The sequence below is a fragment of the Halomonas sp. 11-S5 genome (genome assembly GCF_029889825.1).
In the GTDB taxonomy this organism is placed as follows: domain Bacteria; phylum Pseudomonadota; class Gammaproteobacteria; order Pseudomonadales; family Halomonadaceae; genus Halomonas.
On record NZ_JARANW010000001.1, the window covers coordinates 134,845 to 159,363 of the forward strand.

Here is a 24,519-nt window from a genome sequence, read left to right on the forward strand (position 1 = left end):
CCGATCATGAACTTCCTTGCGCATGGCTGGCTCGCCCGGGGCGGCCACGATGACTTCCTCTACGGCAACCTGATCGCCGATGGGGTCAAGGGCTCGGACCTGTCGGCCTGGAATGCCGAGCAGGCCGCCGGCATGCGCCACCATCGGCGGGTAGACGCCTTCGTCGATGGCCATCCGGTGGTCTCGGGCGTGCTCGCACGATCCCCTCGCAGGCAACGCCGCTATGCCGGCATCGCCCTGGACCTGGTCTGGGACCACTTCGCGGCTCGGTCGCTTCCTGGCGATGAGCGGCGCCGGCTGGTTCATCGCTGCTACCGGGTACTGGGGACGCAACCCGCCCCGGCGCGGCTGGCGGCGATGATGCCGGTCCTGGTGGAGCAGGATTGGCTCAACCGCTACGCCGATTTTGCCTTCACCTGCCGGGCCATCGAGGGCATCGGCCGGCGGCTGTCCGGTCCCAACCGCCTGGCCGAGCTGGTGCCCTGGCTGGAGGAGGACTACGAGCGACTCGCCGTGGACTTCGAAAGGCTCTGGCCCGCGGTCAATGATGCCCTGGGGATTGCCTCACCCCAGGGAGGGGTCACTCGACCCTGAGCCACAGGCAGTCGACCGGATCACCCGGCTCGATTCGGCTCTCGGCGGGGATCACCGCCAGCGCATCAGCGCTGATGCAGGAGGAGAGCACGCCGGAATTCTGATCTCGGAAGGCCCGGGCCAGGATCCCGTCGCTGCCGAACTCGAGCATCACGCGCATGTAATGGCGCCGCGGGCCGGTTTGCGTGGAGAAATCCGCCCGGGCCCGCAGGCAGGGCAGCTGCGCGAGTGCCGGGCACCCCTGCAGGGCACCCAGCAGCGGACGCAGGAACAGCCACGCCCCGACGAAGCAGGAGACGGGGTTGCCAGGCAGGCCGACGAAGCGCACGTCCTGGCCCGCAGGTCCCGGCAGGCGGCCCAGGGCGAGGGGCTTTCCGGGTCGGATCGCCAGTCGCCACAGGTCCAGCCGGCCCAGCGACTCCAGCGCCGCCTTGACGTGATCCTCCTCGCCGACACTGACGCCGCCGGTGCTGATCACCAGGTCGGCCTCCTGGGCGGCGGCGCTCAACGTCTCGCGGGTGCCCGCCGGGTCATCGGGAATCGAGGTGACCAGCGTCAGTTCCGCGCCGAAGCGTTCGAGCAACCGCCTGAGCATCGCCCGGTTGGAGTTGTAGATCTGGCCCGCGGCAAGGGGTTGGCCCGGGTCGACGATCTCGTCGCCGGTGGAGAGCAGCGCCACCCGCGGCCGACGTCGGACCACCACCTCGGTGATGCCCTGACCGGCCAGGTGGCCCAGCGCCGCGGCCTCCAGCCGCTCGCCGGCCGGCAGCAGGGGGGCGCCCGCCGCGACGTCACGCCCGCGGCGGCGGATATTGTCGCCGGCCGGGATGTCGGGCGGTATCGCGGCCAGTCCGGCCGCCACCTCGACGCGCTCCTGCATCACCACGCAGTCGGCCCCCGGGGGAATCTCGCCCCCGGTGAAGATGCGCGCACAGGTGCCGGGCGCCAGGGGCGCGGCCGGTGAGCCTGCGGCGATGCGCTGGGCGATGGGCAGCCACTTGCCGGCATCCCGGTGGTGGAGGGCATAGCCGTCCATGGCGCTGTTATCGAAGGCGGGCACGTCGAGCCGGGCCTCGATGGCCTCGGCGAGCACGCGGCCCGCCGCCTCGTCACAGGGCAGGGATTCCGGCGGTGTGGTGGCCACATCACGCAGCAGCGCCGCCAGTGCCACCTCGATCGATTGCAGCTCAGCCATGCTGGCCTCGCTCGGGGATCACCAGGTTAGCGAAGTTACAGGGCTTGTGCCGACTGTCGAGCTGCTCGACCAGGATGCCGTCCCAGGCGGTACGGCAGGCGCCGGTGGAGCCGGGCAGGCAGAACACCACGGTGGCGTTGGCCAGTCCGCCGAGGCAGCGGCTCTGCACGGTGGAACTGCCGATCTCCTGCCAGGAAAGGTGTCGGAAGAGCTCGCCGAACCCTTCGATCTGCTTGTCGAGCAGCACCGAGATCGCCTCGGGCGTGGAGTCACGGCCGGTGAAGCCGGTGCCGCCGGTGGTCAGGATCACCTGGGCGTCGGGATCGGCGATCCAGCCGGCCACCACGGCGCGGATGCGATAGACGTCGTCGGGCACGATGCGCTTCTCGTGCAGGCGATGGCCGGCGGCGGTCAGGCGCTCGACCAGTGCCTGGCCGCTGCGGTCGGTCTCCTCGCTGCGGGTATCGGTGATGGTCAGCACCGCAATGGAGAGGGGAGTCATCGGCTCGCTCATCCGTCCTTCTGCTCCTGCTTGGCGGCCTGGCGCGCCTCGAAGGCGGCCATCTGCTCGGGGGTGGCCTCCTGCTGGTACCTGGTCTTCCACTCCGCGTACGGCATGCCGTAGACGTGCTCCCGGGCGCTGTCGTAGTCGAAGTCGACACCGCGCTCGTCGGCGGCGGCCACCAGCCACTTGGAGAGGCAGTTGCGGCAGAAGTCGGCGAGGATCATCAGGTCGATGTTTTGCACCTCCTTGTGCTCATCCAGGTGGCGGAGCAGGCGGCGAAAGGCGGCTGCCTCAAGCTCGGTGCGAGTGGCGTCGTCGAGATGCTGCATGGAGGTCTCCTCGGGGTGGCGATTGCGTCTGTCGCACCAGCTTAACAAAAGACACCGCCCGTAGGCGGTGTCAGTGGGCGGCTCCCTGCCAACGCTCAGCCGGAGCGCGGCGCCGGTGCGTCGCCCTCGGATGTCGGGCGGCTCTCGGCCAGCTGCTCCTCGGGAACGGCCTGGTCCTTGACCTCCTCGTACCAGAGGTTGTGATGCTCCTTGGCCCAGGTCGCGTCCACATAGCCGCTGGCCATGCCCTCGAAGGAGCCCTCGGTACCGAGCGTGCCGATGTAGATGTGGCCCAGCGCTACCGCCGTCAGGCCGAAGGCACCCACGGCATGGATGATGTTGGCCCACTGCATGGTGTCGCGGACCTGGCCATAGTTGGGAAAGTCCATCACCAGGCCGCTGGCGATCACCGCGATGCCGGCGGTGGCGAGCAGCCAGTACCACAGCTTCTCGCCGGCATTGGCGAAGCCCGCATCCGGATGCTCCTTGCCGACCAGGCCGCCGCCCTTGGCGAACCAGGCCAGATCATGCTTGCGCGGAATGTTGTGGGCCAGCAGGCGCAGCAGCAGGATCACCAGCAGGACGCCGAACAGGGGCCCCAGGTAGTTGTGGATCAGCTTGGTGCCGGACATCATGGCCGCCCAGAAGCCGTCACCGAACAGCGGGCGGAAGACGGCCTTGCCATAGGCCAGGTTGAGTCCGGTGAGGGCGAGCAGGATGAACAGGGTCGCCACCGTCCAGTGCAGGGACCTGACCACCAAGGACCAGCGCAGCAGCTTGCGGCCCGTTAGCGGCTCGTCGAGCTTCTTGCGGCCGACCACCAGGTAGAAGACGGCGATCACTACGATCATGCCCACCACGACAATCACGCCGAAGGGGGAGACCCAACGCTCACGGAGCTGCCGCCAGGTCTCGCCACTGGCGTTGATCAGGTTGTAGTTGGAGTCGAAACGGCTGTCCCGGTAGTTGGGCCCGGTCTCGCCGCTCTTGATCTGCCGCCAGGCATCGGCATCCAGGGCGGGAACCGCCGTGGCCGCCTCGCGATCGGGGTCGGCCTGGGCCAGGGCGAACTGGGCAAGCCCCAGGCTGGCCACCAGGGCCAGCACCAGCAGGGGCAGTTGCCACAGCGCCCGCCAGGGTGTGGATTTGCTCATGATATGACCTCCTTACCCCTGCTGGGTGGCGTCGTAGGCCAGCGAATCGGCGTCGGCCCTGGGGTTCCCCGACCAGCCGCCATCCTTGTGTCCCCGCTGGACGACCCGCTGGCGGAAGATATCGGCGACCTCCTGGGCATCGCCGGCCAGCAGTGCCTTGGTCGAGCACATCTCGGCACACAGCGGCAGCTTGCCCTCGGCGATGCGGTTGGCCCCGTACTTCTGGTACTCCTCCTCCTTGGTCTCCGCCGGACCGCCGGCGCAGAAGGTGCACTTGTCCATCTTGCCCCGCTCGCCGAAGGCGTTCTGCTTCGGGAACTGCGGGGCGCCGAAGGGACAGGCGTAGAGGCAGTAGCCACAGCCGATGCACAGGTCCTTGTCGTGCAGCACGATGCCGTCATCGCGCTGGAACAGGGTTTCGGTGGGGCAGACGGCGATGCAGGGCGCATCGTCACAGTGCATGCAGGCCACCGAAATGGAGACCTCGCTGGGCTCGCCGTCGTTGAGGGTCACCACGCGACGGCGCTGGACGCCCCATTCCACCTCGTTGGCGTTCTTGCAGGCGGTGACGCAGCCGTTGCACTCGATGCAGCGCTCCGCGTCGCACATGAACTTCATAGTGGCCATGGTGTTCTCCTCAGCTTGCCTTCTCGATGCGACACAGTGTGCACTTGGTTTCCTGCATCTGGGTCACCGAGTCATAGCCGTAGGTGGTGGCGGTGTTGGCCGCCTCGCCGAGCACATAGGGTGCCGAGCCTTCCGGATAGCGGTCATGCAGGCTCTCGCCCTGGAACATGCCGCCGAAGTGGAAGGGCATGAAGACCACCTCGCGGGCGACCCGCGGGGTGACCAGCGCCTTGACCTTCACGCGGCCACCCTCGGCGCCCTCGACCCACACCATGTCGCCCTCGGCGATGGCCAGGTCGTTGGCGAGGGCCGGATTGATCTCGACGAACATCTCCTGCTGCAGCTCGGCGAGCCAGGACATGGAGCGGGTCTCCTCGCCGCCGCCCTCGTACTCCACCAGGCGCCCGGAGGTGAGGATGATCGGGTACTCCCCGGTGACGTCCTTGTCCTGGATGGTCTTGTAGAGGGTGGGCAGGCGGTAGTGGGAGGCCACGTCGTCCCAGGTCGGGTAGTCGGCCACCAGGTCGCGGCGACTGGTATAGAGCGGCTCGCGGTGCTTGGGGATGGGGTCGGGGAAGGTCCAGACGTTGCAGCGCGCCTTGGCATTGCCGAACGGGGCGCACTCGTGGGCGATCGCCACCCGCTGGATGCCGCCGGAGAGGTCAGTCTTCCAGTTCTTGCCTTCCGCCTCGGCCTTCTCCGCTTCGGTCAGGTCGTCCCACCAGCCGAGGTCCTTGAGCATGGCGTCGGTGAACTCGGGATAGCCGTCCTCGAGCTCTGAGCCTTCACTGAACGAACTGTCGGCGAGGAGGTTCTCGCCGTTGCGCTCGATGCCGAAGCGGGCGCGGAAGGTCAGGCCGCCCTCGGATACCTTCTTGCTGGTGTCGTAGAGGATCGGCGTGCCGGGGTGGCCCATCTCGGCGGTGCCCCAGCAGGGCCAGGGCAGGCCGTAGTAGTCGCCGTCGGCGGGCCCGCCCTCGGCCTTGAGGTCACGGAAGCTGAAGGTGTGCCAGTTCTGTTGGTGGGCCTTGAGGCGCTCCGGGCTCTGGCCGGTGTAGCCCACCGTCCACATGCCGGCGTTGAACTCCCGGGTGATGTCCTCGATCAGCGGTTCGTCGCCATTCATCTGGTAGTTCTTGACGAGCTCCTCACCGAAGCCCAGCTTCCTGGCCAGCAGGTACATGATCTCGTGGTCGGGCTTGGATTCGAACAGCGGCTCGATCACCTGGTCGCGCCACTGGATGGAGCGGTTGGTGGCGGTGACGCTGCCGTAGGTCTCGAACTGGGTGGCCGCCGGCAGCAGGTAGACGCCGTCCTGGCGGTCGTGCATGACCCCCGCCACGGTGGGATAGGGGTCGACGATGACCATCATCTCGAGCTGCTTCATGGCCTTCTGCATCTCGGGACCGCGCGTCTGGGAGTTGACCGCGTGGCCCCAGTAGAACATCGCCTTGAGCCGGGTACGCTGGGAGATGTCCTCCTCCTGCTCGAGCACGCCGTCGATCCAGCGCGAGACGGTGATGCCGCTGGAATACATCGGCTGGCCGTCAGTGTACTCGGCCTGATCGAAACGGCTCTTCAGCCACTCGTAGTCCAGATCCCAGACGCGGCCCCAGTGCTTCCAGGCGCCCTCGGAGAGGCCGTAGTAGCCGGGCAGGGAGTGGGACATCAGGCCCAGGTCGGTGGCGCCCTGGACGTTGTCGTGGCCGCGGAAGATGTTCGCCCCGCCGCCGGACTTGCCGATGTTGCCCAGGGCCAGCTCGAGGATGCAGTAGGCACGGGTATTGTTGTTGCCGGTGGTGTGCTGGGTCCCGCCCATGCACCACACCACGCAGCCGGGGCGATTCTCGGAAATGCGCCGAGCGGTGTCACGCATCGCCTCCTCGGAGACGCCGGTGATGCGCTCCACCTCGCTGGGCGGGAACTGGGCCACCTCGTCGCGCACGTCGTCCATGGCGTAGACGCGCTGGTCGATGTACTCCTGATCCTCCCAGCCATTCTCGAAGATGTGCCACAGCAGGCCCCAGATGAAGGCGACGTCAGACCCGGGGCGAATCCGCACATAGCTGTCGGCCTTGGCCGCGGTGCGGGTGAAGCGCGGGTCCACGACGATGATCTGCGCCTGGCTCCTTTCCTTGGCCAGCAGGATGTGCTGCATGGCCACCGGGTGCGCCTCGGACGGGTTGGAGCCGATGAACATGATCGATTTGCTGTGCTGGATGTCGTTGAGCGAGTTGGTCATCGCCCCGTAGCCCCAGGTGTTGGCGACCCCGGCCACGGTGGTGGAGTGGCAGATGCGCGCCTGGTGGTCGGTGTTGTTGGTTCCGGCCAGGGCCGCGAACTTGCGCATCAGGTAGGCCTGTTCGTTGTTGAACTTGGCCGAACCCAGCCAGTAGATGCTGTCCGGGCCGTGCGCCTCGGTCAGTTCCAGCACCTTGCTGCCGATCTCCTCGATGGCCTCATTCCAGCTCAGCCGCTGCCACTCGCCGCCCACCAGCTTCATGGGGTACTTGAGGCGGCGGCTCGAGTGGCCGTGCTGACGCAGCGAGGCGCCCTTGGCGCAGTGGGCACCGCGGTTGATGGGGTGGTCGAAGGCGGGTTCCTGCTTGGTCCAGACGCCTTCCTGGACCTCGGCATAGACGCCGCAACCCACCGAGCAGTGGGAGCAGACGGTCCGCTTGGTCTCGACCGGGGCGTCGGAGATGGCAGTCTTCTCGGCGGCCTCGGCGCGCTGCATCATGGGGGCGCCCATAAAGCCTGCGGCGGCCAGCCCGCCGGTGGTGGCCCCGCTGCGCTTGAGGAACTGGCGGCGGGAAATGCCCAGTCCACCGGCCCTCGGGGTATCGGATCTAGGTGTCAGACGCATGGTATCGCTCTCCTGGCTCGGGGCCGTCAGTCACGCAGCGTGGCGTAGAAGGCACGGATGTGGGGGGTTTCCCGATACTCGCCGGAGGGTTTGGCCTCCTTCGTCGTCGGCTTGGCGTCGGCCTGGGCCAGGGTCACGTGGCCGACGGCCGCCGCCGCGCCGGCGGCGGCGGTACCGATACCGAGCGTCTTGAGGAAGCGCCGGCGCTCCGGGTTGCGTGTGTTGGGCATGGGGATGTCTCCTCTACTCATGCTGTCTGTGGCCCTAGCCGGGCCCTTGTTGTGATGGTCTTTGTGTTGGTGGCATCACGGTCCGGTGTGGGGCGTCAGGGTTCGACGATCCTGACGGGATCCTCGCGCGACTCGGCCTCGAGTCGCCGGGACTCCTCCTCGATGAAGGCCTGGCCGAGCCGGCCAAGCTGCGCGTGGAAGGGGGTGTCGACCCGGCCGAGATCCGCCAGGCAGTCCGCGGCCCAGGGCGCAAGGTGCGTCATGAAGAACCGTGCCTCGTCCCGGGCGCGGGCCTCGATCAGCATGGCCATCACCTCGCAGAGGGCGGCCAGGTGATCCTCCGGGTCCCGACTGTGCTCGGCACGCTGGAAGCCCAGCGCCTTGAGGTCACGGCGCAGGGCGACCAGCGCCGCGTCCATCAGCTCGCCGTTGCGGTACCAGGAAGCGTAGGGCGTGATCTCGCCCTGCACCACCCCGACCAGGTGACGAAAGTGAGCCCGCTGGAGGGCCTCGGCCGTGGCCGCGCCCGCGGCGGCGACCAGCGACGCCCAGCGTTCGGCGAGCAGGGTGCCGTCCTGCTCGACCTCCAGCCCGGCCAGCCACTCGAGCAACGAGGCATCGGGAGCCTCGCGCAGCAGCCGCGCCAGCAGCCGGTAGACATCGGCTCGCAGGGCGTCGCGCTCGTTCAACTCGTTCATGGGGCTCATACCTTCAGCTGCGCTTCGGGGTCACGGGCCATGGCCTGCCAGACATCCTTGACCCGGCAGTCCTCGCACATCTCCAGGCGTGCCAGGGCATCGCCGGCGAAGTAGGGATGGTCGGCGAGCTTGGCCTTGAGGGTGGCGACGGTACTCGCGGTGGCGAAGGGCTTGCCGCAGCGAATGCACGGGAAGGCCGCCTCCTCGTGCTGGACCCGGCGTTCGCGTCGCATTGCGTCGGCCAGGAAGCCGGGCACCAGGGTGATGGCATCCTCGGGGCAGGCCTCGGCGCAGAGCCCGCACTGCACGCAGTCCGCCTCGCGCAGGCTCAGCAGGGGGCGGTCGTCGCCGGCGGCCAGTGCCGGGGTGGGGCAGTTGGACACGCAGGAGAGGCACAGGGTGCAGGCCTCGCCGTCGACCGCCAGGCCGCCATAGGCGGCGCCGGCCGGCATCGCGTGGCGCTGGCCATCGGGGGTGCCGAGACGCTCCAGATGGGCCAGCACGCCATCGAGGCGGTCGCGCTTGTCGCTGCCGGTGAGCGCCAGGGGAGTGCCCTCCAGCGGCGCTTCGCCCGGCAGGGCGTCACGGGCAATCTCGTCGCCGGCCATCAGGCGCGTCACCCGCGACGGCGAATGGCCAAGGGCGTTCAGCAGTGCATGCGCCTGGGCGAGCTGATCGTCGATGAAGGCCGTCAGGCGGTCGGGCATGCCGGGGCGGCACTGGATGCGCACCTCGGCGGCACCGCCGGCCAGGGCGGTCAGCCACTGGTCATGACCGGCGGCCCCCAGCTCCTCGAGGGGAATATCGAGGACATGGCCCGCGGCGTCGCCTTCCGCGGCCAGGTCGCCGGCCTCGGCGAAGCGCACCACCGGTGCCGTGCCGCCGGCGTCCCGGTAGGCGGCGAGCCAGGCCAGCAGGGTCTCCTGCTGGCGGGCGGTCTCCGGGAGGCGGAACTGGATCGCCCCGGTCGGGCAGGCGCTGCTGCAACTGCCGACGCCATGGCAACGGAAGGGGTCGATCTCGATCCACGCCTCGATACGCCCCTGGTGGCTCGTGACGGCATCGGCCGGGCAGACCTCCAGGCAGCGAGTGCAGCCCGTGTAGCCGCTGGCAGAGTGGGCGCAGAGCGCATTGTCGATCTGGAAGTAGCGCGGCTTGTCGAACTCGCCGACCAGGCCGGCGAGCACCGCCAGCTGCTCGTCGCGCTGCGGGTCATGCCAGGAGAGGGCGACATAACCGGGCGGGGGCAGTTCGAGGGCCAGCACCGGGGTTTCGCCCAGGTCGAGCACCAGGTCGAAGTGCTCGCGATCGGCCAGTGCCCGTGCCAGGTCGAGCGTGTCATCCTCGCCAGCCAGGCGGAGCGAGAAGTGCCCCAGGTAGCCCTCGATCTCGAGCGTACGGGACTGGGCCCGGGATAGCCGCTGGTGGGTCATGTCGACGGTGTCGGTGAACAGCGCCTCGTCGTCCTCGTGCGTCTCGCCGTCGGCCATCGGTTCGGTGAAGAGCAGGGTCGGAAGAGGCAGGCCCCGGTCGTGCAGCGCCCGGGCGGCACGCCGGACATCGCGCTCGTTGCCGAGCACCAGGGCATGCCCCTCGCTGTGGTAGCCGACACTGGCCGGGGTGAGATTGACCGGCCAGGAGACACGCTGACGGGCCGCCTCCCGCGCCTGCCGGTTGCGGTCGTTATCCACCGGCATGATATCGATTCGCTGGTTCATGCAGTCTCACGGTCGGGTTGCGTAGGTTGAACGTGTTCTTGTTGTGAAGTGCTAATTTATCAGTGTTGGTCGAATCGGCGCCACGCGCAAACGCTCCCTTGGTCTAAGGTGCACCGGGCGGGCGGGCGAGCGGCGTCGTCCGCCAGCTCCTCGGGGCCCTTGTCCTCGGCTTGCTCTGGAGAGTCTGGTGAGGCCATGACCGGATCGTCTTCGGAGACTGCGTGTTCGGAGACTGCCTGTTCGGTGGCAGCCGGCTCGGCATCGGGGCGTGATGTCTCGCTGGCAGGGGCTTCCGGGGCCTGGTCATCGTCCGGCTGCCGCCGGGTCCAGCTGCGCAGCCGCTCGGCCACCTCGCCGGCCAGGGGCTGGAGCTTCTTCCGATAGTCATCGTCGTAGTCGTCGAGACCGTCACGGATGCCGTAATGGTCTGCGGCAAAGAGACGCCGCAGGGCGCGCTTGCGCAGGCCGCTACTGACCCCGGAGGCCAGGTAGGCCTTGATGTCGCTGCCGGCGGGCAGGGTGTCCGGGTCGGGCAGGGTATAATCGAGACTGCCGGGCGCAGGAGAGCCGGACGGCGCGGCATCCCGTTCGAGAAGGTCAGTTTCCAGCGGCTCCCGGCCTGGCTCATCGCCCTCCTGCGCCTCGGCCCTGCGTGGCGGCAACGGCGCCTCCGGTGACGCCGGAAGCTCGCCGCGCTTGAGACGGGACCATCGTTCGAATCGGCTCATGTCTGGATCTCCCGGGCGCGCCCGGCACCCTTGCGCTTCTTCTTGCGCCCCTCCGCCGGGGCCTCGCCATGATGGGCGAGGTAGCCCTCGAGCCAGGCCTGTATCGCCAGCGGCATGTCGACGTCCAGCACCCGATGCTCGCCATCGAGCCAGCCCGCGGCCACCTCCTGGCTGGCGGTGATGGCGGTGGGTGACGGCCTGGCGCCAGCCTCACCGGCCCGCACGAACAGGCGGGGGGTGGCACTGGTCAGGTTGAAACGGTAGGCGGCCCGCTCGGTCATGTAGAGTTGCAGGTCGAGTGTCCAGGGACCCGCGTGCCCGGGGGCGAGGTCGATGATCCTCCAGCGGGTCGTGGTGAAGCCCTTGATGGAGAGCGGCTCGCCGACGACATCGAAGCTGAGGGAGCGAGAGCTGCTGATTGGCGACATGTGACGTGCTCCGGCCTTGTGCCCCTGTAGTAAAGACAATAGGGGGAGGACAATGCCATCATTATCAATCAACGTTGTGTCGAGGAGCCGTGGATGCACGACATCAGCCTGAGCCGGGCGCGCCTGCCTGCCACCCTGGAGATCGAGGTGCTCGACGAGTTCGGCGCGGCGAAGCAGCAAGCCATCGCCGCGGAACGGGCCCTGACCGTCTACCTCAACAAGCGGGAGATCGTCACCCTGATGACCCTGGGCGCCGACCCCGAGGCCCTGGTGGTCGGCTACCTGCGCAATCAGGGGCTGCTCATCGACCAGCGGGACCTCCAGGCGGTGCACGTGGACTGGGAGGTGGAGGCGGCCGCGGTGGTCACCCGCCACCTGCCGGAGGACCTGGAGGAGCGGTTGGGCCAGCGCACGGTGACCACCGGCTGCGGCCAGGGGACGGTCTTCGGCCGGCTGCTCGAGGCGACCTCGCTGCACCCGTTGCCGGCCACCGTGATGCGCCAGTCGGTACTCTACCGGCTGCTCGACAACCTCGGCGCCTATAACGAGACCTATCGCAGTGCCGGCGCCGTGCATGGTTGCGCGCTGTGTCGCCAGGCGTCGGTGCTGGACTTCGTCGAGGACGTGGGGCGGCACAATGCCGTGGACACCCTGGCCGGCCGCCAGTGGCTGGCGGAGGCGGAGAGCAGCGATGCCGACATCTTCTACACCACCGGGCGGCTGACCTCGGAGATGGTGCTCAAGGTGGCGCAGATGGGGATCGGGGTGCTGGTGTCGCGGTCTGGCGTGACCCAGAAGGGCGTGGAGCTGGCCGAGCGCTTCGGCGTGCTGCTGATCGCCCGGGCCAAGGGGCGCCACTTCCAGGCGATCCATGGCGCGGGGCGGCTCGAGCTCGATGCCATTCCCGCGCAGCGCCCGGGGGACCGGGCGCGGGCGTGAGTCTCAGGCGCTGCTGTCGCCCCGTGTACAGACCGACAGCACCACGGCATCGGCGTCGCTGACCGAGACCAGGGCATGGCCCATGGCGCTGTCGAAGTAGATGCTGTCGCCGCTGCCCAAGGCCAGCGGCTCGTAGTACTCGGTGTAGAGCAGGATCTCGCCGTCGAGCACCATCAGGAACTCCTCGCCGTCGTGGCGCACCCATTCGCTGAACTCCTCGAAGGCCCGCGCCCGCACGATGGTCTTGAAGGGGATCATGCGCTTCTGGGCGAGCTCGCAGCTGAGCAGCTCGTGCTCGTAGGTCGGGGTGGGGTGGCGCTGGCCCTCGCCCTGGCGGGTGAGGTCGCGTCGCCCCAGGGTGAGGGGCTGGACCCGGGGGGGCGAGAGCAGCTGGGGCAGGTCGATGCCCAGGCCATTGATCAGCTTCTGTACCGCCGTGAAGGTGGGGGAGATCTGATCGTTCTCGATCTTGGAGAGGGTGGAGCGAGCCAGGCCGGTACGCTGGCTAACGTCCTCCAGCGTCCACCGGTGGGCCAGGCGAATCTCCTTGAGGCGCTCGCCGAGGCGCAGCGGTTCGACGAAGGGCTTGCGGCCGGCGGCGATGCGCAGGGCGGCGTCCTGATCGGTGGTGGCGGTCATGCGCTGTTCACTATCGGAAACGAGGTTTCCCCCAGCCTACCACAGTCTCCGCACGCGGCCCCACGCCAGCGCCCCCGTCATGCCAAAGGGCGACGGGAGAGCGGGGTAACCGGTGGCAAGCTCACCCGTTTCCCGGCATCGAGAAACAATCGGGTCAATTGCCGAAGGGCAGCCCGAGCAGGGCCTTGAGGTGTGCCTCGGCACAACGCCCCAGGGAGTCCAGGTCATAGCCGCCTTCCAATACCGACACCAGGCGGCCATCGGCATAGAGCGCGGCGATCTCCAGCGACATGTGGGTGATCCAGTGGTAGTCCTCGTCCTCCAGGCAGAGCTCTGCCAGGGGGTCATCACGGTGAGCGTCGAAGCCCGCCGAGACGAGCACGATCTCCGGCTTGAAGGCATGCAGGGCAGGGAGCCAGTCGTCCTCGATCGCCTGGCGGAAGGCCGCGCTGTCGGTGCCGGCGGGCAAGGGCGTATTGACCACGTTGTGCCATTCGCTGCGCAGGTAGCGCCAGGGGTAGAATGGAAACTGGAAGCTGGTGCAGACCAGCACCTCGGGATCATCCTTGAAGATATCGATGGTGCCGTTGCACTGGTGGACGTCGAAGTCGAGGATGGCGATCCGGCGAGCCCCGTACTTGGCCCTGGCATGGGCCGCGCCCACCGCCACGTTATTGTAGAAGCAGAAGCCCATGGCGTCGCTGGCCTCGGCATGGTGCCCCGGGGGGCGCACCGCGCAGAAGACGTTGTCGGCCTGGTGTCGGAATACCTGGTCAACGCCACGCACTACCGCCCCCGCTGCCACCCGTGCCGCCTTGAGGCTGTCCGGGTTCATCATGGTGTCACTGTCGAGGGTGACGATGCCGTGCTGCGGCACGCACTTGTCCAGGGCCCGCAGGTGGCGAAGGGGGTGGACCCGGGCCAGCTGCTCCTCGGTGGCCTCTCGCGCGTCGGACTGCATGGTCTGCTGCAGCACGCCAGACAGCATCAACCTCGCCCGGATGGCATCCAGGCGCAGCGGGCTTTCGGGATGTTCGGGGCCCATGTGGTGCAAGTGGCAGTCGGGGTGAGTAATGTAAGCGGTGATCATGCACTGGCTCCGAAATGACTGAGGTCACCTTAATCGTGACGCCCGCTTGCGGGCCAGTGTCAATAAGTCTTACACAATGAAGGGCAACGACCCTTCAGGGAGGATCCTGCTTGAGCACCCGCTTCCTGCGCCACTTCTTCGAGCCTGGCACCATCGCGGTGATCGGGGCGTCCGAGAAGCCCCACTCCATGGGCGGCCAGGTGATCCGCAACCTCCGGGAAGGCGGCTTTGCCGGCAGCGTCTGGGCGGTCAACCCCAAGGGCTACGACGCGGTCTTCGCGATGCCCTGTGTCAGCCGGGTCTCGCAACTGCCCCAGGTGCCGGACCTGGCGGTGATCTGCTCGCCGGTGGAGACGGTACCGGGCCTGATCGACACGCTCGGGCGCTTCGGCGTCAAGGCCGCGCTGGTGCTGTCCGGTGGTGCCCATCTCGACGAGGAGCGTGACGACAAGGGCTCGCTGCGTAGCCGCATGCTCGGCGCCGCCAGGGCATCGGGCATCCGCGTTCTCGGGCCCGAGTGCATGGGGCTGATCGTCCCGGGACGCAAGCTCAACGCCTCCTATGCCAGCCAGCCGGTGAAGGCCGGTCGCGTGGCCTATCTCGGCCAGTCGGGAATGCTCGGCAATGCCATGATCGACTGGGCCGCCGGCCGCGGCATCGGCTTCTCCCACCTGCTCACGGTGGGGGATAGCGTCGACGTCCTGCTGCCCGACCTGATGGACTACATCAACCAGTTTTCGCCCGCCCAGGCGATCCTGCTTCACCTCGAGCGCATCATGGATGCCCAGCATTTCATGACCGCGCTGCGCGATGCCTCGCGCAATCGCCTGGTGCTGGCCATCAAGAGCGGCCGCACCGCGGAATCCGATATTTCCGGCCTGCCGCCGACGCCCGGTGTCGCCAATCGTGACCAGGTCTTCGATGCGGCCTTCGCCCGGGCGGGGGTCGTGAGGGTCGATGATTCCGACGAGCTGTTCGATGCCCTGGAGACACTCTCGCGCATGAAGCCCCTGAAAGGGGACCGCCTGGCCATCGTGTCCAATGGCCTGGGGCCGGCGATGCTGGCCATCGACAAACTGATCAACGCCGGGGGCAAGCTGGCACACTTCAGCGAGGCGACCCGCGAGGCCCTGCGCCGCGACGGCTTCGACATGAGCAAGCCCGGCGAGAACCCGGTGGACCTGGGCGGCAATGCCACGCCGGAGCGACTCGTGGAGGCCTTGGAGATCGTGGCGGCCGACCCGGGGGCGGATGCCGTGCTGGTCGTCCATGCCCCGACCCGCCAGGCCCCGTCGAAGGTGACCGCCCAGGCGATCATCGCCGCACGCAAGCGCTTCCGGCGCAACCTCTTGACCAGCTGGATGGGCCTGGAGGAGGCCCTCTCGGCGCGCCACGAGTGCAACCTGGCCGGCATTCCCACCTACATCTCCCCGGAGAAGGCGGTGAAGGCCTTCATGCACATGGTCGATTATCAGCGGGTGCAGGCACTGCTCCAGGAAATCCCGCCGAGCCTGCCCTTCGCCACCACCCCGGAGATCCGCCGGCACTGCCGGTCGCTGATCGAGGAGGCCCGCGAGGCGGGGCGCGAATGCCTGACGCACTCCGAGACGGCCCGAGTGCTGGAGGCCTACGGGCTCCCGGTGGCGCCGAGCCGCTACCCCCAGACCGCCGCGGAGGCCGCCGAGGCGGCGGCTGACTTCGAGGGGCCCATGGCCCTCAAGGTGATCCACGAGGGCAACTGCCGCCCCTTCCGCTACCGCCAGCATCCGCACAAGATCTCCGCCGGCCTGATCCAGGACCTGGCGAGCCCGGAACAGGTCGCCGAGGCCGTGGGCCGTCTGGGCGACAAAGTGAAGGAGAAGTTTCCGGACATCGCGGTCCGCGAGTACTGCCTGCAAGCCATGCAGCGTGGCAAGCACTCCATGCAGCTGTGCGCCGGCATCACCCGTGATCCGGTCTTCGGCCCGGTGATCGTGTTCGGTATCGGCGGCTACAAGGTCAATATCCTGGCCGACCGCCAGGTGGCGCTGCCACCGCTCAACATGAGCCTAGCCGCGGACGTGGTAGGGCGCACCCATGCCGCACGACTGATCCGCGAACACTCCAGCTATCCCGAACGCGACCTGGAACGGCTCTGCGAGCTGCTGGTGAAGTTGTCACAGATGGCCAGCGACCTGCCGCAGCTGCGCGGCCTGGAGCTCAATCCGCTGCTGCTCAACCGCGATGGGGTGGTGGCGGTGGATTTCGCCATGGACCTCGGCACCCCCGCGCGTTTCGCGATCATGCCCTATCCCGAGGAGCTTCGCGAGTGGGTAACGCTCAACAACGGCTGGCGGGTCGAGGTTCGCCCGATCCGCGCCGAGGATGCGCCGCTGATCACCCGTTTCCACGAGCAGCTCTCCGAGGAGAGTATCCGTTTCCGCTACTTCCACAACAAGGCCGACCTGACCCAGCGGGATCTGTCGAATCTCTCGCACATCAACTACGACCGGCAGATGGCCTTCATCGCCGAGCACCTCCGCGATGACGGCAGCAAGGAGATGCTCGGGGTGGCCCGCGTATGGAACGACCCGGATAACATTCGCACGGAATTTTCAGTCATCATCCGCGATGACCTCCAGGGACTGGGCATCGGCAGCCTGCTGATGAAGAAGATGATCAGCTACTGCAGGAGCGTGGGGACCCTGGAGATGATCGGCAAGATCATGGTCGACAACCACCCGATGCGGGCGCTGATGAAACACCTGGGCTTCAAGCTGCGCTACAACATGGAGGAGCAGGTGGTCGATGCGGTACTGCGGCTCAACGAGCCGGAGAGCGACTGGCAGCGGCATCGCCTGGAGAGCCTGCCGGACTGAGCCAGCCGTCGGAAGGACGACGGTCCCGCAACTCGGCGGGGCCGTCCGTCGAGGGCTAGTGCTCGCGATCAGGGCGCCAGGCGGAAGCGGTGCCAGCTGCCATCGCGCCGCTCGTAGCGGATGCGGTCGTGCAGCCGGCTCGGCTGGCCCTGCCAGAACTCGATCATGTCAGGAACGACCCGGTAGCCGCCCCAGTGGATGGGCCGGGGGATATCCTGTCCCTCGTAGGCGCGCTCGAAGCGCTGTTCGCGCTCTGCGAGCCAGGTGCGATCCGGGATCACCACGCTCTGAGTGGCCACCCAGGCGCCCAGCTGGTTGCCGCGCGGGCGGGTGGCGAAGTAGGCATCCGACTCCTCGGGGGCGACCTGCTCCACACGCCCCTCGACCCGCACCTGGCGGGAGAGCGACGGCCACCAGAAGACCAGGGCCGCATGAGGCACGTTGGTCAGTTCACTGCCCTTGTGGCTGTGGTAGTTGGTGTAGAAGACCAACCCCTTGTCGTCGATGCCCTTGAGCAGCAGGATGCGGGCATGAGGGCGGCCCTGGCTGTCCGCGGTGGCCAGGGTCATGGCATTGCCGTCGTCCCCCTCGGCCTCCAGCGCCAGGGTCAGCCACTCGTCGAACAGCGCCATGGGCTCGTCGGGGGTGGCGGATTCGTCGAGTTGGCCGCCTTCATAGTCGCGCCGGATGTCGGCAATCTTGCGTGTCATGACCTTCTCCTCGGATTTTGTGCCATGGTCGCCGCTCGCCGTGTCGAGCTCAATACCCCGGGCAGGGCGGGCGGTAGATATTCTCGGCTAAGCTTATGGTGCCCAGCCCAGTTGCACCATCGCCATGTAGGCGCCGGTACCGCCGATGATCGACAGCAGGGCGTTGCGCTGCCACAGGTGCAGGCCCACCACCGCCAGGGAGGCGAGAATCATCGGCCAGCCGTCGGCCGCGGCATTAAGGTGGCCGTCGGCCAGTGGTTGAAAGTCGCGCAGGGCGTAAAGCACCAGGATCATCATCACCGCCGGCGGCAGGTAGCGACCCAGGTGGAGGATCAGCGGGTGCTCTGCCTGGCGCGCCAGCGCCACGAAGGGCACCACTCGGGTGGCGAGAGTCGCCGCGGCACAGACCATGATGAAACCCAGCAGTTCGAGGCCGTTCATGGGCAACCTCCGGGCTGCCGGTTGTGTCGATGGCGGTAGTCGGCCAACAGCACCAGGCTGGCCGCTCCGATGGCCCCAAGCAGCAGATGGCGATCCGGCAACAGCAGCATGGCCCCGAAGCCGGTGGCCAGGGCGATGGTGAAGGGCAGCCACTGGCGTAGCCGCCGCGCCTGCTCCAGAGTCAGGACGATGAACAGCGCCGTGAGGGCGAACTCGATACCACGGCTGTCGAACGCCAGGGTCGTGCCGACCAGCACCCCCGCCATCGAGCCCAGCACCCACCAGAGCTGGTTGAGCAGGCTGACGCGAAAGGCCTGGGCATGGTCCAGACCGGCATCACTGGCGTGGGTGGTGAGCAGCGAGTAGGTCTCGTCGGTAAGGGCGAAGACCAGGTAGGGCTTGCGCCAGCCGGCGCCCTGGAAGCGGCGCAGCAGGGAGAGCCCATAGAAGAGGTGGCGGGAGTTCAGCATCAGGGTGGCCACGGCCACCTCCACCAGGCCGGCGCCGGCGGCCAGCAACGTGACCGCCAGGAACTGCCCGGCCCCGGCATAGATGAGCAGCGACATCAGCAGCGCTCCCCAGGCCGGGATGCCCACCTCGATGGCGAGGATGCCGAAGGCCGCCCCCAGCGGCAGGTAGCCGAACATCACGGGCAGGGTGGTGACACCCGCCTCCCGCCAGGCGTGAGAGTGACGCAACGTCGACCTCCTTGTCGTAACATTAGTCGGCACGCTGTTGCCGGCTGCGAAAGCGAGCATAGGCCGTGCAGCCGACGAACAGAGCCAGGGCGACCAGGGCCTCGGCACTGCCGCGAAGTCCCTGGCCGGGGAGGGTGGCCACCATCACCCCCTGGGTGAAGTAGAGCAGGCTGACAAAGGCCAGCCAAGCATGGCCGCGGGGGCGGCGCGTGAGGATCGAGGGCAGGAAGAGCACCAGCGGCAACACGAAGGCCACCAGGGGCACCAGGGGGTTGCCGTCGGTAGTGACGATCACGCCACGATAGATCATCAGCACCAGCAGCAGTCCGTAGCTGCCGAGTACCAGCCGTCGCGAGCCATCGGTCAGCCGGTCGAGTCCCTTGCGGGCTTCCAGTCCTTCCAGCCACTGTCTCATGAGACCTCCCGGCGCGAGGCCTCGAGGGCCAGGGTCAGCCGTGCCAGACGCTTGCCCTGGGCGAAGACCAGGTGGCGCTCATGCTCATCCAGCGGCCGGTCGCTGCGCTTGCCGGCGAGGTGACTCGCCCCGTAGGGCGTGCCGCCGGTGGTGGTCTCCATCAGCTCGATCTCGCTGTAGGGCAGGCCGGCATAGACCATGCCATGGTGCAGCAGCGGTAACAGCATCGAGACCAGCGTGGTCTCCTGGCCACCATGCAGGCTGGAGGTCGAGGTGAAGGCGGTGGCCGGCTTGTCGATCAGGGCCCCGCCGAGCCATAGCTCGCTGGTGCCGTCGATGAAGTACTTGAGAGGGGCGGCCATGTTGCCGAAGCGGGTCGGGCTGCCGATGGCCAGGCCCGCGCAGTGGCGCAGGTCATCGAGGCTGGCATAGACGGCGCCCGCCTCGGGAATCTCGGGGTCGACGGCCTCGCAGCTGGCCGAGACCGGTGGCACGGTCCGCAGGCGGGCCTCGATGCCCGGGCAGGACTCGACGCCGGCAGCCAGGTGCTCGGCCATGGCGCGGGTGGCGCCATGACGTGAGTAGAAGAGGATCAGCACATAGGGGCGGTGTTCGGTCATGGGGGTTCCTGAGGGACTGAGGAGGCAGGGCCGCGAGCGGATGGAAATCAGTCGAGAAGAGAAGTGAAGGGGCTCATTGTAGGCTGCGGCCGAATCTCGCCACAACCGGGCGAACATATCGAACAGCGAGATCTCGCTTTCCATGCCACCTCCTTGAGCCGAAACGATTTCCGAGGGTCGGGGGGGGCGACGGGTGCAGCCGCCTAATCGCGTCGTCGATAGGCCCAGACGCGGCGGCCATCCGCCAGCGTCACCCGGACGCGATCATAGCGAATGCCAAGTCTCTCGTAGCGATCCAGGCGGGCCAGCTCTCTGGCATCGACGGTCAGCACCAGGCCTTCCACCTGCCCCCGAGGGGCCTCCTGCAGATCGAGGTCGACGCGTCGGTAGCCCTCCAGCACGGCGGGCTCGGGGTCGCCGACTCGGCCGTAGACCAGCCAGCGGACCGGTGCATGGGTCAGGGTGCCATAGACGAAGACCCGGTGGGGGCCTTGCTGGATGGGGGACAACTGGTCGGGGCGATCGTAGGTCCAGGGGCTGAGCAGGGAGAGCCATAGCCAGCCGGCCATCGCCAGCGGAGTACCGAGGGCCAGGGCTCCCAGCCACTTGAGGGGTCGCATGGGGCATCCTTGTCATGGGGCAAGGGGTCATCCTGCCATGATCGGGCTGTCGACTTAAGCCGCCGGGGCGGCTCTGCTAGGATGGGATCTCCCCATGACGTCCAGGAGGAGGTGCCCATGAGCCAGGCGAATCGCGACGACGTGGATTTCCGGGCACTGATGGAGGATGTGCGGCCCTTGAACCACGCCATCAACCGGGCCGATCCCGGGCGAACACGTGGCGAGCCCAACGAGGCCCAGCGGGCTCGGCGCGAGAGTGCCGCGGCCGAGGCGGCGGGCCGCGACTTCCTCTCCGATGACTTCGTCGACCTTGTGCCGCCCTTCGACCCCCTGGCCTTCCACCGGGACGGCATCCAGCAGGCGGTGGTCGACCGCCTGCGCCACGGCGGCTACCCGGTGCAGGCCAGCCTGCACCTGCTGCGTCGGCCGCTGGAGGAGTGTCGGCGCCTGCTGCCGCCCTTCATCCGCGAGGCCTACGCCCACGACCTGCGCTCGGTGTTGATCGTCCATGGCCGCGGGCGCGAGATCGACAGCCCGCCCAACGTGCTGCGTTCCTACTTGGCGAAGTGGCTCGGCGCCTTCGACGAGGTCCAGGCCTACGTCTCGGCGGGCCAGGCAGACGGCGGCTTGAGCGCGACCTGGGTGATGCTGCGCAAGAGCGAGCGGGCGAGGTCCGCGAACCGGGAGCGGCAGCAGAAGCGGCGGGGCTGAGGTCCTCGGGAAAACGACGCTGCCGGCCCGAGGGCCGGCAGCGTGCTCCGCACGGGCAGGGGGCGTCAGGCCAGCGCGGGTTGCGCGCGTTGCTGCCCGAGTTCGCGCAGGCGACGACGGAACAGCGGCTCGGGGTCGTCGGTGCCCGGCTGGTAGCCGCGACTGAAGGTATCCAGGGCGCGCAGGGCATCCTCGACGACCTGGTCCTCGCGCAGCGAGAAGGCATCGAAGCCGCAGCGGGACATGTAGAACAGCTGGTCGATCAGCACGTCGCCCAGGGCGCGGATCTGGCCCCGGTAGCCATGCCGCTCGCGCAGCAGCCGGGCGATGCTGTAGCCCCGCCCATCGGTGAACTTCGGGAAGTCGATGCCGACCAGCGGGGCCGCCATCAGCTCGTCGGCCAGCGCCGGCGTGAGCTCGGTGTCGCTGGGCAGCCAGGGGGCCAGGTCCTCGCGCCGGCCGGCGGCCTGCCACACCGCCAGGGGGACCAGGGCGGGGCCCTGCGCCGGGGCGGTCTCCCCGTCGTGGCGGATCCAGTGGTCCTCGACCAGGCGGCGCTTGACGATCAGCGGGCGGGTGACGGTCTGCTCAGGCATAGACACGCTCCTTGAAGGGTTTGAGGCCGATGCGGCGATAGGTATCGAGGAAGGTCTCGTCGGGCTGGCGGCTGCCGACATAGACCTGCAGCAGCTTGTCGATCACCTCCGGCACGTCCTCGCGGAAGAACGAGGGCCCCAGGATCTTGCCCAGGGAGGTGCCGTTGCCCTGACTACCGCCCAGCGAGATCTGGTAGTACTCCTCGCCCTTCTTGTCGACGCCGAGGATGCCGATGTGGCCGACATGATGGTGGCCGCAGGCGTTCATGCAGCCGGAGATGTTGAGCTCCAGGGGTCCCAGGTCGTAGAGGAAGTCGAGATCCTCGAAGCGCTCCTGGATGGCATGGGCGACCGGGATCGACTTGGCATTGGCCAGGCCGCAGTAGTCGCCGCCGGGGCAGCAGATCAGGTCGGCCAGGGTGCCCACCGTGGGGTTGGCCATGCCCAGGGCCTCCAGCCGCTGCCAGAGTTCCTCCAGGCGGTCCACCGGCACGTCGGTGAGCACCAGGTTCTGCTCGTGGGTGACCCGCAGCTCGCCGTGGCCGAACTCGTCGGCCAGGTCGGCGATGGCCACCATCTGCTCCGAGGTGACGTCCCCGGGCGAGTGCTCGCGACGCTTGAGCGACAGGGTCACGGCCTTGTAGCCGGACACCTTGTGGTCACTAACGTTGTTGGTGACGAAGCGGGCGAAGGCGCGGTTCTCGCCGCGCAGCCCCTCGAAGGCCGCAATGGCCTCGGCCGGCACTTCACGGCGCGGCGGCTCGACGAAGTGTGCCGCCACGGACTCGACGGCGCCGGTGGTCAGGGTCTGGGGGCCATCCTTGAGGTGGGCCCACTCCTCCTCGACGCGGCGACGGAACTCGTCGACGCCGAGTGCCTTGACCAGGATCTTGATGCGCGCCTTGAACTTGTTATCGCGGCGACCGAACTGGTTGTAGACCCGGACCAGGGCCTCCAGGTAGGTCAGCAGGTGCTGCCAGGGCAGGTCATCGCGAACCACCTCGCCGATCATCGGCGTGCGGCCCAGCCCGCCGCCGGCCAGCACCCTGACGCGCACCTCGCCATCGTGATCGCGCCACAGGCGCAGGCCCACGTCGTGGACCTGGATGGCGGCGCGGTCCTCGACGGCGCCGGTCACGGCGATCTTGAACTTGCGTGGCAGATAGGCGAACTCGGGGTGAAAGGTCGACCACTGGCGGATCAGCTCGCACCAGGGGCGCGGGTCGACCTCCTCGTCGGCCGCCACGCCGGAGAACTGGTCGGTGGTGGTGTTGCGGATGTCGTTACCGCTGGTCTGGATGGCGTGCATCTGCACGCTGGCAAGATCGGCGAGGATATCCGGTACGTCCTCGAGCTTCGGCCAGTTCAGCTGCAGGTTGGTGCGGGTGGTGAAGTGGCCATAGCCGCGATCGTAGCGGGCGGCGATCTCGCCCAGCTTGCGCAGCTGATAGGACGCCAGCATGCCGTAGGGAATGGCGATGCGCAGCATGGGGGCATAGCGCTGGATGTAGAGGCCGTTCTGCACGCGCAGCGGCAGGAACTCCTCCTCGCTGATCCGGCCCGCGAGATAGCGGCGCATCTGGTCGCGGAACTGGGCGACGCGTTCATCGACCAGGGTCTGGTCGTGGGTGTCGTAACGATACATTCAGCGCATTCCTGATGCTGGGAAGTGGCGGACTATGGCGCTACCTTACCGCCTGTCTTTTATTCTAGAAAAGAATAAATGTTTATAGTTTATATGCAAAATGGAATGACGGCGGCTCAGATGACCAGCACCTGCCAGCGCCGCCGTTGCCAGATCAGCATGAAGCCGGCCGAGTTCAGGACGCGATAGCCAAGCTGCACCCACCAGATGCCGACCAGCCCCTGGTCATGCACCACCCCGACCCACCAGGCCAGCGGCAGGAAGAGCAGCCACTGCAGGGTGAGGGTGGTCGCCATCACCGTGCGGTGGGCACCGGCGCCGAGCAGGGCCTGGGCGAACACCAGTGCCGCGGCATCCAGCACGATCATCGCGGCGGTCAGGCGCAGGGGCAACGTGCCCATGGTGACGAGTTCGGGGTCATGCAGGAAGAGGCCCAGTACCGCTTCGGGAAACAGTCCCATCGGCAGGGCCAGCACCGCCAGGCAGGGCCAGGCGAGCCGCACCACGTCCCATCCCCAGCGATGGGCCTCACCATGGGCATGGCGGCCCAGCGCCTGGCCCACCAGGCTCATCGCCGCCATGCCGAGCCCCACGCCGGGCAGGATCAGCAGCAGCGAGAGGTTGACCAGCACGTGGCCGACGGCAACGCTGGCGGTCCCGATCTGACCCAGGATCCAGAACAGCACGGCATAGCCGGCGGCAAACCAGACCTGCTGGAAGGAGTGGGGCGTGGCCAGGCGCAGGGTGGTGGCAAGGGTAGGCCGCCGGGGCAGGCCGGCCAGGAAGCCGCTGGCGGTGGCGTGGCGCAGGCTGAGCCCGGCCCAGATGGCGAGCCCCACGAAGAGCGACAGCGTAGTGCCAGCCCCGGCGCCGGCCGCGCCCATGGCCGGCAGGCCGAGATGCCCGAAGATCAGGACGATGCTCGCCACCACGTTGATGGCATGCATCACCAGGATGATGCGCAGGTAGAGGCCGGTCTGCTGGATGCCGTTCCAGTAGCCACGGAAGCAGAAGATCATCGCCACCGGGAGCAGCGAGACGACCCGCCAGCGAAAGTATTCCACCGCCTCGACAGTGACCGCCGGGTCCTGGTTGATCAGCGCCAGCAGGCGCGGCGCCTGCCACAGGCAGAGCAGGGTCAGGGGCAGGGCCAGCGTCAGGGCGATCGCCAGGCCGGCGTTGAGCGCCATGGCACACCGCGCCCAGTCCTGTTCGCCGTGGCGACGCGCCGTCTGCGCCTGGACGCCGGAGGAGAGCCCGAAGACCACGGCGGTGATCAGGAACATGGCGTAGCCGCCGATGCCCACGCCGGCCAGCGGCACTTCGCCGAGCGAGCCCACCAGGGCCGCATCGATCAGGTTGAGCAGGCTCTGGGTGAGCATGCCGGCGATGATCGGCAGGGCGAGGCGCTGGATCGTCTGGCGTCGGGTGGACTCGGGCAGCATCCGTGTTCCGGGTAGGTGAG

Annotated in this window: 26 protein-coding genes; 4 read left to right on the forward strand and 22 right to left on the reverse strand. The window is 68.1% G+C overall.

Annotated features, from left to right (window positions below; genetic code table 11):
* Positions 1-6 precede the first annotated feature (6 nt).
* Entirely contained in the window at positions 7-594 is a 588-nt protein-coding gene (locus OP497_RS00630; protein ID WP_280545808.1) for an ACP phosphodiesterase, read from the forward strand.
* Here the strand turns inward: OP497_RS00630 and glp are convergent.
* From glp to OP497_RS00685, 11 genes are all read right to left on the reverse strand, one after another.
* Entirely contained in the window at positions 581-1,789 is a 1,209-nt protein-coding gene (gene glp, locus OP497_RS00635; RefSeq protein ID WP_280545810.1) for a gephyrin-like molybdotransferase Glp, read from the reverse strand. The two genes, OP497_RS00630 and glp, sit on opposite strands and share 14 nt — an antisense overlap.
* Positions 1,782-2,303 carry a molybdenum cofactor biosynthesis protein B gene (gene moaB, locus OP497_RS00640; protein WP_280545811.1) on the reverse strand — a complete coding sequence of 174 codons (522 nt, stop codon included), beginning with the start codon at positions 2,301-2,303 and terminating at the stop codon, positions 1,782-1,784. The genes glp and moaB overlap by 8 nt, the downstream gene beginning before the upstream one ends.
* Complete coding sequence (locus OP497_RS00645; RefSeq protein WP_280545813.1) at positions 2,300-2,623, reverse strand: DUF1244 domain-containing protein; 324 nt, start codon at positions 2,621-2,623, stop codon at positions 2,300-2,302. The genes moaB and OP497_RS00645 overlap by 4 nt, the downstream gene beginning before the upstream one ends.
* Before the next feature lie 95 nt (positions 2,624-2,718).
* Positions 2,719-3,777, reverse strand: a complete 1,059-nt coding sequence (locus OP497_RS00650) for a formate dehydrogenase subunit gamma (RefSeq protein ID WP_280545814.1) — start codon at positions 3,775-3,777, stop codon at positions 2,719-2,721.
* A gap of 12 nt (positions 3,778-3,789) precedes the next feature.
* The gene (fdh3B, locus tag OP497_RS00655) at positions 3,790-4,404 is read right to left on the reverse strand and encodes a formate dehydrogenase FDH3 subunit beta (protein WP_106231288.1); all 615 of its coding nucleotides are present in this window, start codon (positions 4,402-4,404) and stop codon (positions 3,790-3,792) included.
* Positions 4,405-4,414: 10 nt separating this feature from the next.
* Entirely contained in the window at positions 4,415-7,270 is a 2,856-nt protein-coding gene (locus OP497_RS00660; protein ID WP_280545816.1) for a molybdopterin-dependent oxidoreductase, read from the reverse strand.
* A gap of 26 nt (positions 7,271-7,296) precedes the next feature.
* Positions 7,297-7,500 carry a twin-arginine translocation signal domain-containing protein gene (locus tag OP497_RS00665; protein WP_280545817.1) on the reverse strand — a complete coding sequence of 68 codons (204 nt, stop codon included), beginning with the start codon at positions 7,498-7,500 and terminating at the stop codon, positions 7,297-7,299.
* Positions 7,501-7,595: 95 nt separating this feature from the next.
* The gene (locus OP497_RS00670; RefSeq protein ID WP_280545818.1) at positions 7,596-8,198 is read right to left on the reverse strand and encodes a molecular chaperone TorD family protein; all 603 of its coding nucleotides are present in this window, start codon (positions 8,196-8,198) and stop codon (positions 7,596-7,598) included.
* Positions 8,199-8,203: 5 nt separating this feature from the next.
* Positions 8,204-9,916, reverse strand: coding sequence for a 4Fe-4S binding protein (locus OP497_RS00675; protein WP_280545819.1), 1,713 nt, complete (start codon positions 9,914-9,916; stop codon positions 8,204-8,206).
* Between the two features lie 59 nt (positions 9,917-9,975).
* Positions 9,976-10,644 (reverse strand): DUF3306 domain-containing protein, encoded by a 669-nt coding sequence (locus tag OP497_RS00680; RefSeq protein WP_280545820.1) that lies wholly within the window; start codon positions 10,642-10,644, stop codon positions 9,976-9,978.
* Complete coding sequence (locus OP497_RS00685; RefSeq protein ID WP_280545821.1) at positions 10,641-11,072, reverse strand: DUF3305 domain-containing protein; 432 nt, start codon at positions 11,070-11,072, stop codon at positions 10,641-10,643. Before OP497_RS00685 ends, OP497_RS00680 begins: the two co-directional genes overlap by 4 nt.
* A gap of 93 nt (positions 11,073-11,165) precedes the next feature.
* Here OP497_RS00685 and OP497_RS00690 point away from each other — a divergent pair, with 93 nt between their 5' ends.
* Positions 11,166-12,011 carry a formate dehydrogenase accessory sulfurtransferase FdhD gene (locus OP497_RS00690; protein WP_280545823.1) on the forward strand — a complete coding sequence of 282 codons (846 nt, stop codon included), beginning with the start codon at positions 11,166-11,168 and terminating at the stop codon, positions 12,009-12,011.
* Between the two features lie 3 nt (positions 12,012-12,014).
* On the opposite strand, the gene OP497_RS00695 is transcribed toward OP497_RS00690, so the two are convergent.
* On the reverse strand, positions 12,015-12,650 hold the full coding sequence (locus OP497_RS00695) for an XRE family transcriptional regulator (RefSeq protein ID WP_280545824.1): 636 nt from the start codon (positions 12,648-12,650) through the stop codon (positions 12,015-12,017).
* A gap of 154 nt (positions 12,651-12,804) precedes the next feature.
* Positions 12,805-13,740, reverse strand: a complete 936-nt coding sequence (locus tag OP497_RS00700; RefSeq protein WP_280545825.1) for a histone deacetylase family protein — start codon at positions 13,738-13,740, stop codon at positions 12,805-12,807.
* A 110-nt stretch (positions 13,741-13,850) separates the two neighbouring features.
* Here OP497_RS00700 and OP497_RS00705 point away from each other — a divergent pair, with 110 nt between their 5' ends.
* Entirely contained in the window at positions 13,851-16,598 is a 2,748-nt protein-coding gene (locus OP497_RS00705; RefSeq protein WP_280545827.1) for a bifunctional acetate--CoA ligase family protein/GNAT family N-acetyltransferase, read from the forward strand.
* A 68-nt stretch (positions 16,599-16,666) separates the two neighbouring features.
* On the opposite strand, the gene pdxH is transcribed toward OP497_RS00705, so the two are convergent.
* From pdxH to OP497_RS00735, 6 genes are all read right to left on the reverse strand, one after another.
* Positions 16,667-17,308, reverse strand: a complete 642-nt coding sequence (gene pdxH, locus OP497_RS00710) for a pyridoxamine 5'-phosphate oxidase (RefSeq protein ID WP_280545828.1) — start codon at positions 17,306-17,308, stop codon at positions 16,667-16,669.
* A 93-nt stretch (positions 17,309-17,401) separates the two neighbouring features.
* Entirely contained in the window at positions 17,402-17,749 is a 348-nt protein-coding gene (locus OP497_RS00715; RefSeq protein ID WP_280545829.1) for an AzlD domain-containing protein, read from the reverse strand.
* Positions 17,746-18,447 (reverse strand): AzlC family ABC transporter permease, encoded by a 702-nt coding sequence (locus tag OP497_RS00720; protein WP_280545830.1) that lies wholly within the window; start codon positions 18,445-18,447, stop codon positions 17,746-17,748. Before OP497_RS00720 ends, OP497_RS00715 begins: the two co-directional genes overlap by 4 nt.
* Positions 18,448-18,469: 22 nt before the next feature.
* Positions 18,470-18,862 (reverse strand): DUF2069 domain-containing protein, encoded by a 393-nt coding sequence (locus OP497_RS00725; protein ID WP_280545832.1) that lies wholly within the window; start codon positions 18,860-18,862, stop codon positions 18,470-18,472.
* Positions 18,859-19,482, reverse strand: coding sequence for an NAD(P)H:quinone oxidoreductase (gene wrbA / locus OP497_RS00730; RefSeq protein WP_280545834.1), 624 nt, complete (start codon positions 19,480-19,482; stop codon positions 18,859-18,861). The genes OP497_RS00725 and wrbA overlap by 4 nt, the downstream gene beginning before the upstream one ends.
* Before the next feature lie 203 nt (positions 19,483-19,685).
* Positions 19,686-20,102 carry a gamma-glutamylcyclotransferase family protein gene (locus OP497_RS00735; RefSeq protein ID WP_280545835.1) on the reverse strand — a complete coding sequence of 139 codons (417 nt, stop codon included), beginning with the start codon at positions 20,100-20,102 and terminating at the stop codon, positions 19,686-19,688.
* A 117-nt stretch (positions 20,103-20,219) separates the two neighbouring features.
* Here OP497_RS00735 and smrA point away from each other — a divergent pair, with 117 nt between their 5' ends.
* A complete protein-coding gene (gene smrA / locus OP497_RS00740) occupies positions 20,220-20,813 on the forward strand; it encodes a DNA endonuclease SmrA (RefSeq protein WP_280545837.1) in 594 nt (197 codons plus the stop codon).
* A 65-nt stretch (positions 20,814-20,878) separates the two neighbouring features.
* Here the strand turns inward: smrA and OP497_RS00745 are convergent, their stop codons facing one another.
* From OP497_RS00745 to OP497_RS00755, 3 genes are all read right to left on the reverse strand, one after another.
* Positions 20,879-21,409, reverse strand: a complete 531-nt coding sequence (locus tag OP497_RS00745) for a DUF934 domain-containing protein (protein WP_280545839.1) — start codon at positions 21,407-21,409, stop codon at positions 20,879-20,881.
* Positions 21,402-23,054: a nitrite/sulfite reductase gene (locus OP497_RS00750; RefSeq protein WP_280545841.1), complete on the reverse strand. Its 1,653-nt coding sequence runs from the start codon at positions 23,052-23,054 to the stop codon at positions 21,402-21,404. Before OP497_RS00750 ends, OP497_RS00745 begins: the two co-directional genes overlap by 8 nt.
* Before the next feature lie 116 nt (positions 23,055-23,170).
* Positions 23,171-24,499 (reverse strand): MATE family efflux transporter, encoded by a 1,329-nt coding sequence (locus tag OP497_RS00755; RefSeq protein WP_280545843.1) that lies wholly within the window; start codon positions 24,497-24,499, stop codon positions 23,171-23,173.
* Positions 24,500-24,519 lie beyond the last annotated feature (20 nt).

Excerpts from the sequence above, each read along its gene's own strand:
- OP497_RS00660 (WP_280545816.1), bottom strand. The coding sequence starts at position 7,270 with ATGCGTCTGACACCTAGATCCGATACCCCGAGGGCCGGTGGACTGGGC.
- OP497_RS00675 (WP_280545819.1), bottom strand. The coding sequence starts at position 9,916 with ATGAACCAGCGAATCGATATCATGCCGGTGGATAACGACCGCAACCGG.
- wrbA (WP_280545834.1), bottom strand. The coding sequence starts at position 19,482 with ATGACCGAACACCGCCCCTATGTGCTGATCCTCTTCTACTCACGTCAT.
- glp (WP_280545810.1), bottom strand. The coding sequence starts at position 1,789 with ATGGCTGAGCTGCAATCGATCGAGGTGGCACTGGCGGCGCTGCTGCGT.
- OP497_RS00750 (WP_280545841.1), bottom strand. The coding sequence starts at position 23,054 with ATGTATCGTTACGACACCCACGACCAGACCCTGGTCGATGAACGCGTC.
- OP497_RS00695 (WP_280545824.1), bottom strand. The coding sequence starts at position 12,650 with ATGACCGCCACCACCGATCAGGACGCCGCCCTGCGCATCGCCGCCGGC.
- OP497_RS00690 (WP_280545823.1), top strand. The coding sequence starts at position 11,166 with ATGCACGACATCAGCCTGAGCCGGGCGCGCCTGCCTGCCACCCTGGAG.
- OP497_RS00670 (WP_280545818.1), bottom strand. The coding sequence starts at position 8,198 with ATGAACGAGTTGAACGAGCGCGACGCCCTGCGAGCCGATGTCTACCGG.
- OP497_RS00645 (WP_280545813.1), bottom strand. The coding sequence starts at position 2,623 with ATGCAGCATCTCGACGACGCCACTCGCACCGAGCTTGAGGCAGCCGCC.
- OP497_RS00630 (WP_280545808.1), top strand. The coding sequence starts at position 7 with ATGAACTTCCTTGCGCATGGCTGGCTCGCCCGGGGCGGCCACGATGAC.
- OP497_RS00700 (WP_280545825.1), bottom strand. The coding sequence starts at position 13,740 with ATGATCACCGCTTACATTACTCACCCCGACTGCCACTTGCACCACATG.
- pdxH (WP_280545828.1), bottom strand. The coding sequence starts at position 17,308 with ATGACACGCAAGATTGCCGACATCCGGCGCGACTATGAAGGCGGCCAA.
- OP497_RS00650 (WP_280545814.1), bottom strand. The coding sequence starts at position 3,777 with ATGAGCAAATCCACACCCTGGCGGGCGCTGTGGCAACTGCCCCTGCTG.
- OP497_RS00735 (WP_280545835.1), bottom strand. The coding sequence starts at position 20,102 with ATGCGACCCCTCAAGTGGCTGGGAGCCCTGGCCCTCGGTACTCCGCTG.
- OP497_RS00665 (WP_280545817.1), bottom strand. The coding sequence starts at position 7,500 with ATGCCCAACACACGCAACCCGGAGCGCCGGCGCTTCCTCAAGACGCTC.
- OP497_RS00680 (WP_280545820.1), bottom strand. The coding sequence starts at position 10,644 with ATGAGCCGATTCGAACGATGGTCCCGTCTCAAGCGCGGCGAGCTTCCG.
- OP497_RS00715 (WP_280545829.1), bottom strand. The coding sequence starts at position 17,749 with ATGAACGGCCTCGAACTGCTGGGTTTCATCATGGTCTGTGCCGCGGCG.
- moaB (WP_280545811.1), bottom strand. The coding sequence starts at position 2,303 with ATGAGCGAGCCGATGACTCCCCTCTCCATTGCGGTGCTGACCATCACC.
- fdh3B (WP_106231288.1), bottom strand. The coding sequence starts at position 4,404 with ATGGCCACTATGAAGTTCATGTGCGACGCGGAGCGCTGCATCGAGTGC.
- OP497_RS00725 (WP_280545832.1), bottom strand. The coding sequence starts at position 18,862 with ATGAGACAGTGGCTGGAAGGACTGGAAGCCCGCAAGGGACTCGACCGG.
- OP497_RS00755 (WP_280545843.1), bottom strand. The coding sequence starts at position 24,499 with ATGCTGCCCGAGTCCACCCGACGCCAGACGATCCAGCGCCTCGCCCTG.
- OP497_RS00745 (WP_280545839.1), bottom strand. The coding sequence starts at position 21,409 with ATGCCTGAGCAGACCGTCACCCGCCCGCTGATCGTCAAGCGCCGCCTG.
- smrA (WP_280545837.1), top strand. The coding sequence starts at position 20,220 with ATGAGCCAGGCGAATCGCGACGACGTGGATTTCCGGGCACTGATGGAG.
- OP497_RS00685 (WP_280545821.1), bottom strand. The coding sequence starts at position 11,072 with ATGTCGCCAATCAGCAGCTCTCGCTCCCTCAGCTTCGATGTCGTCGGC.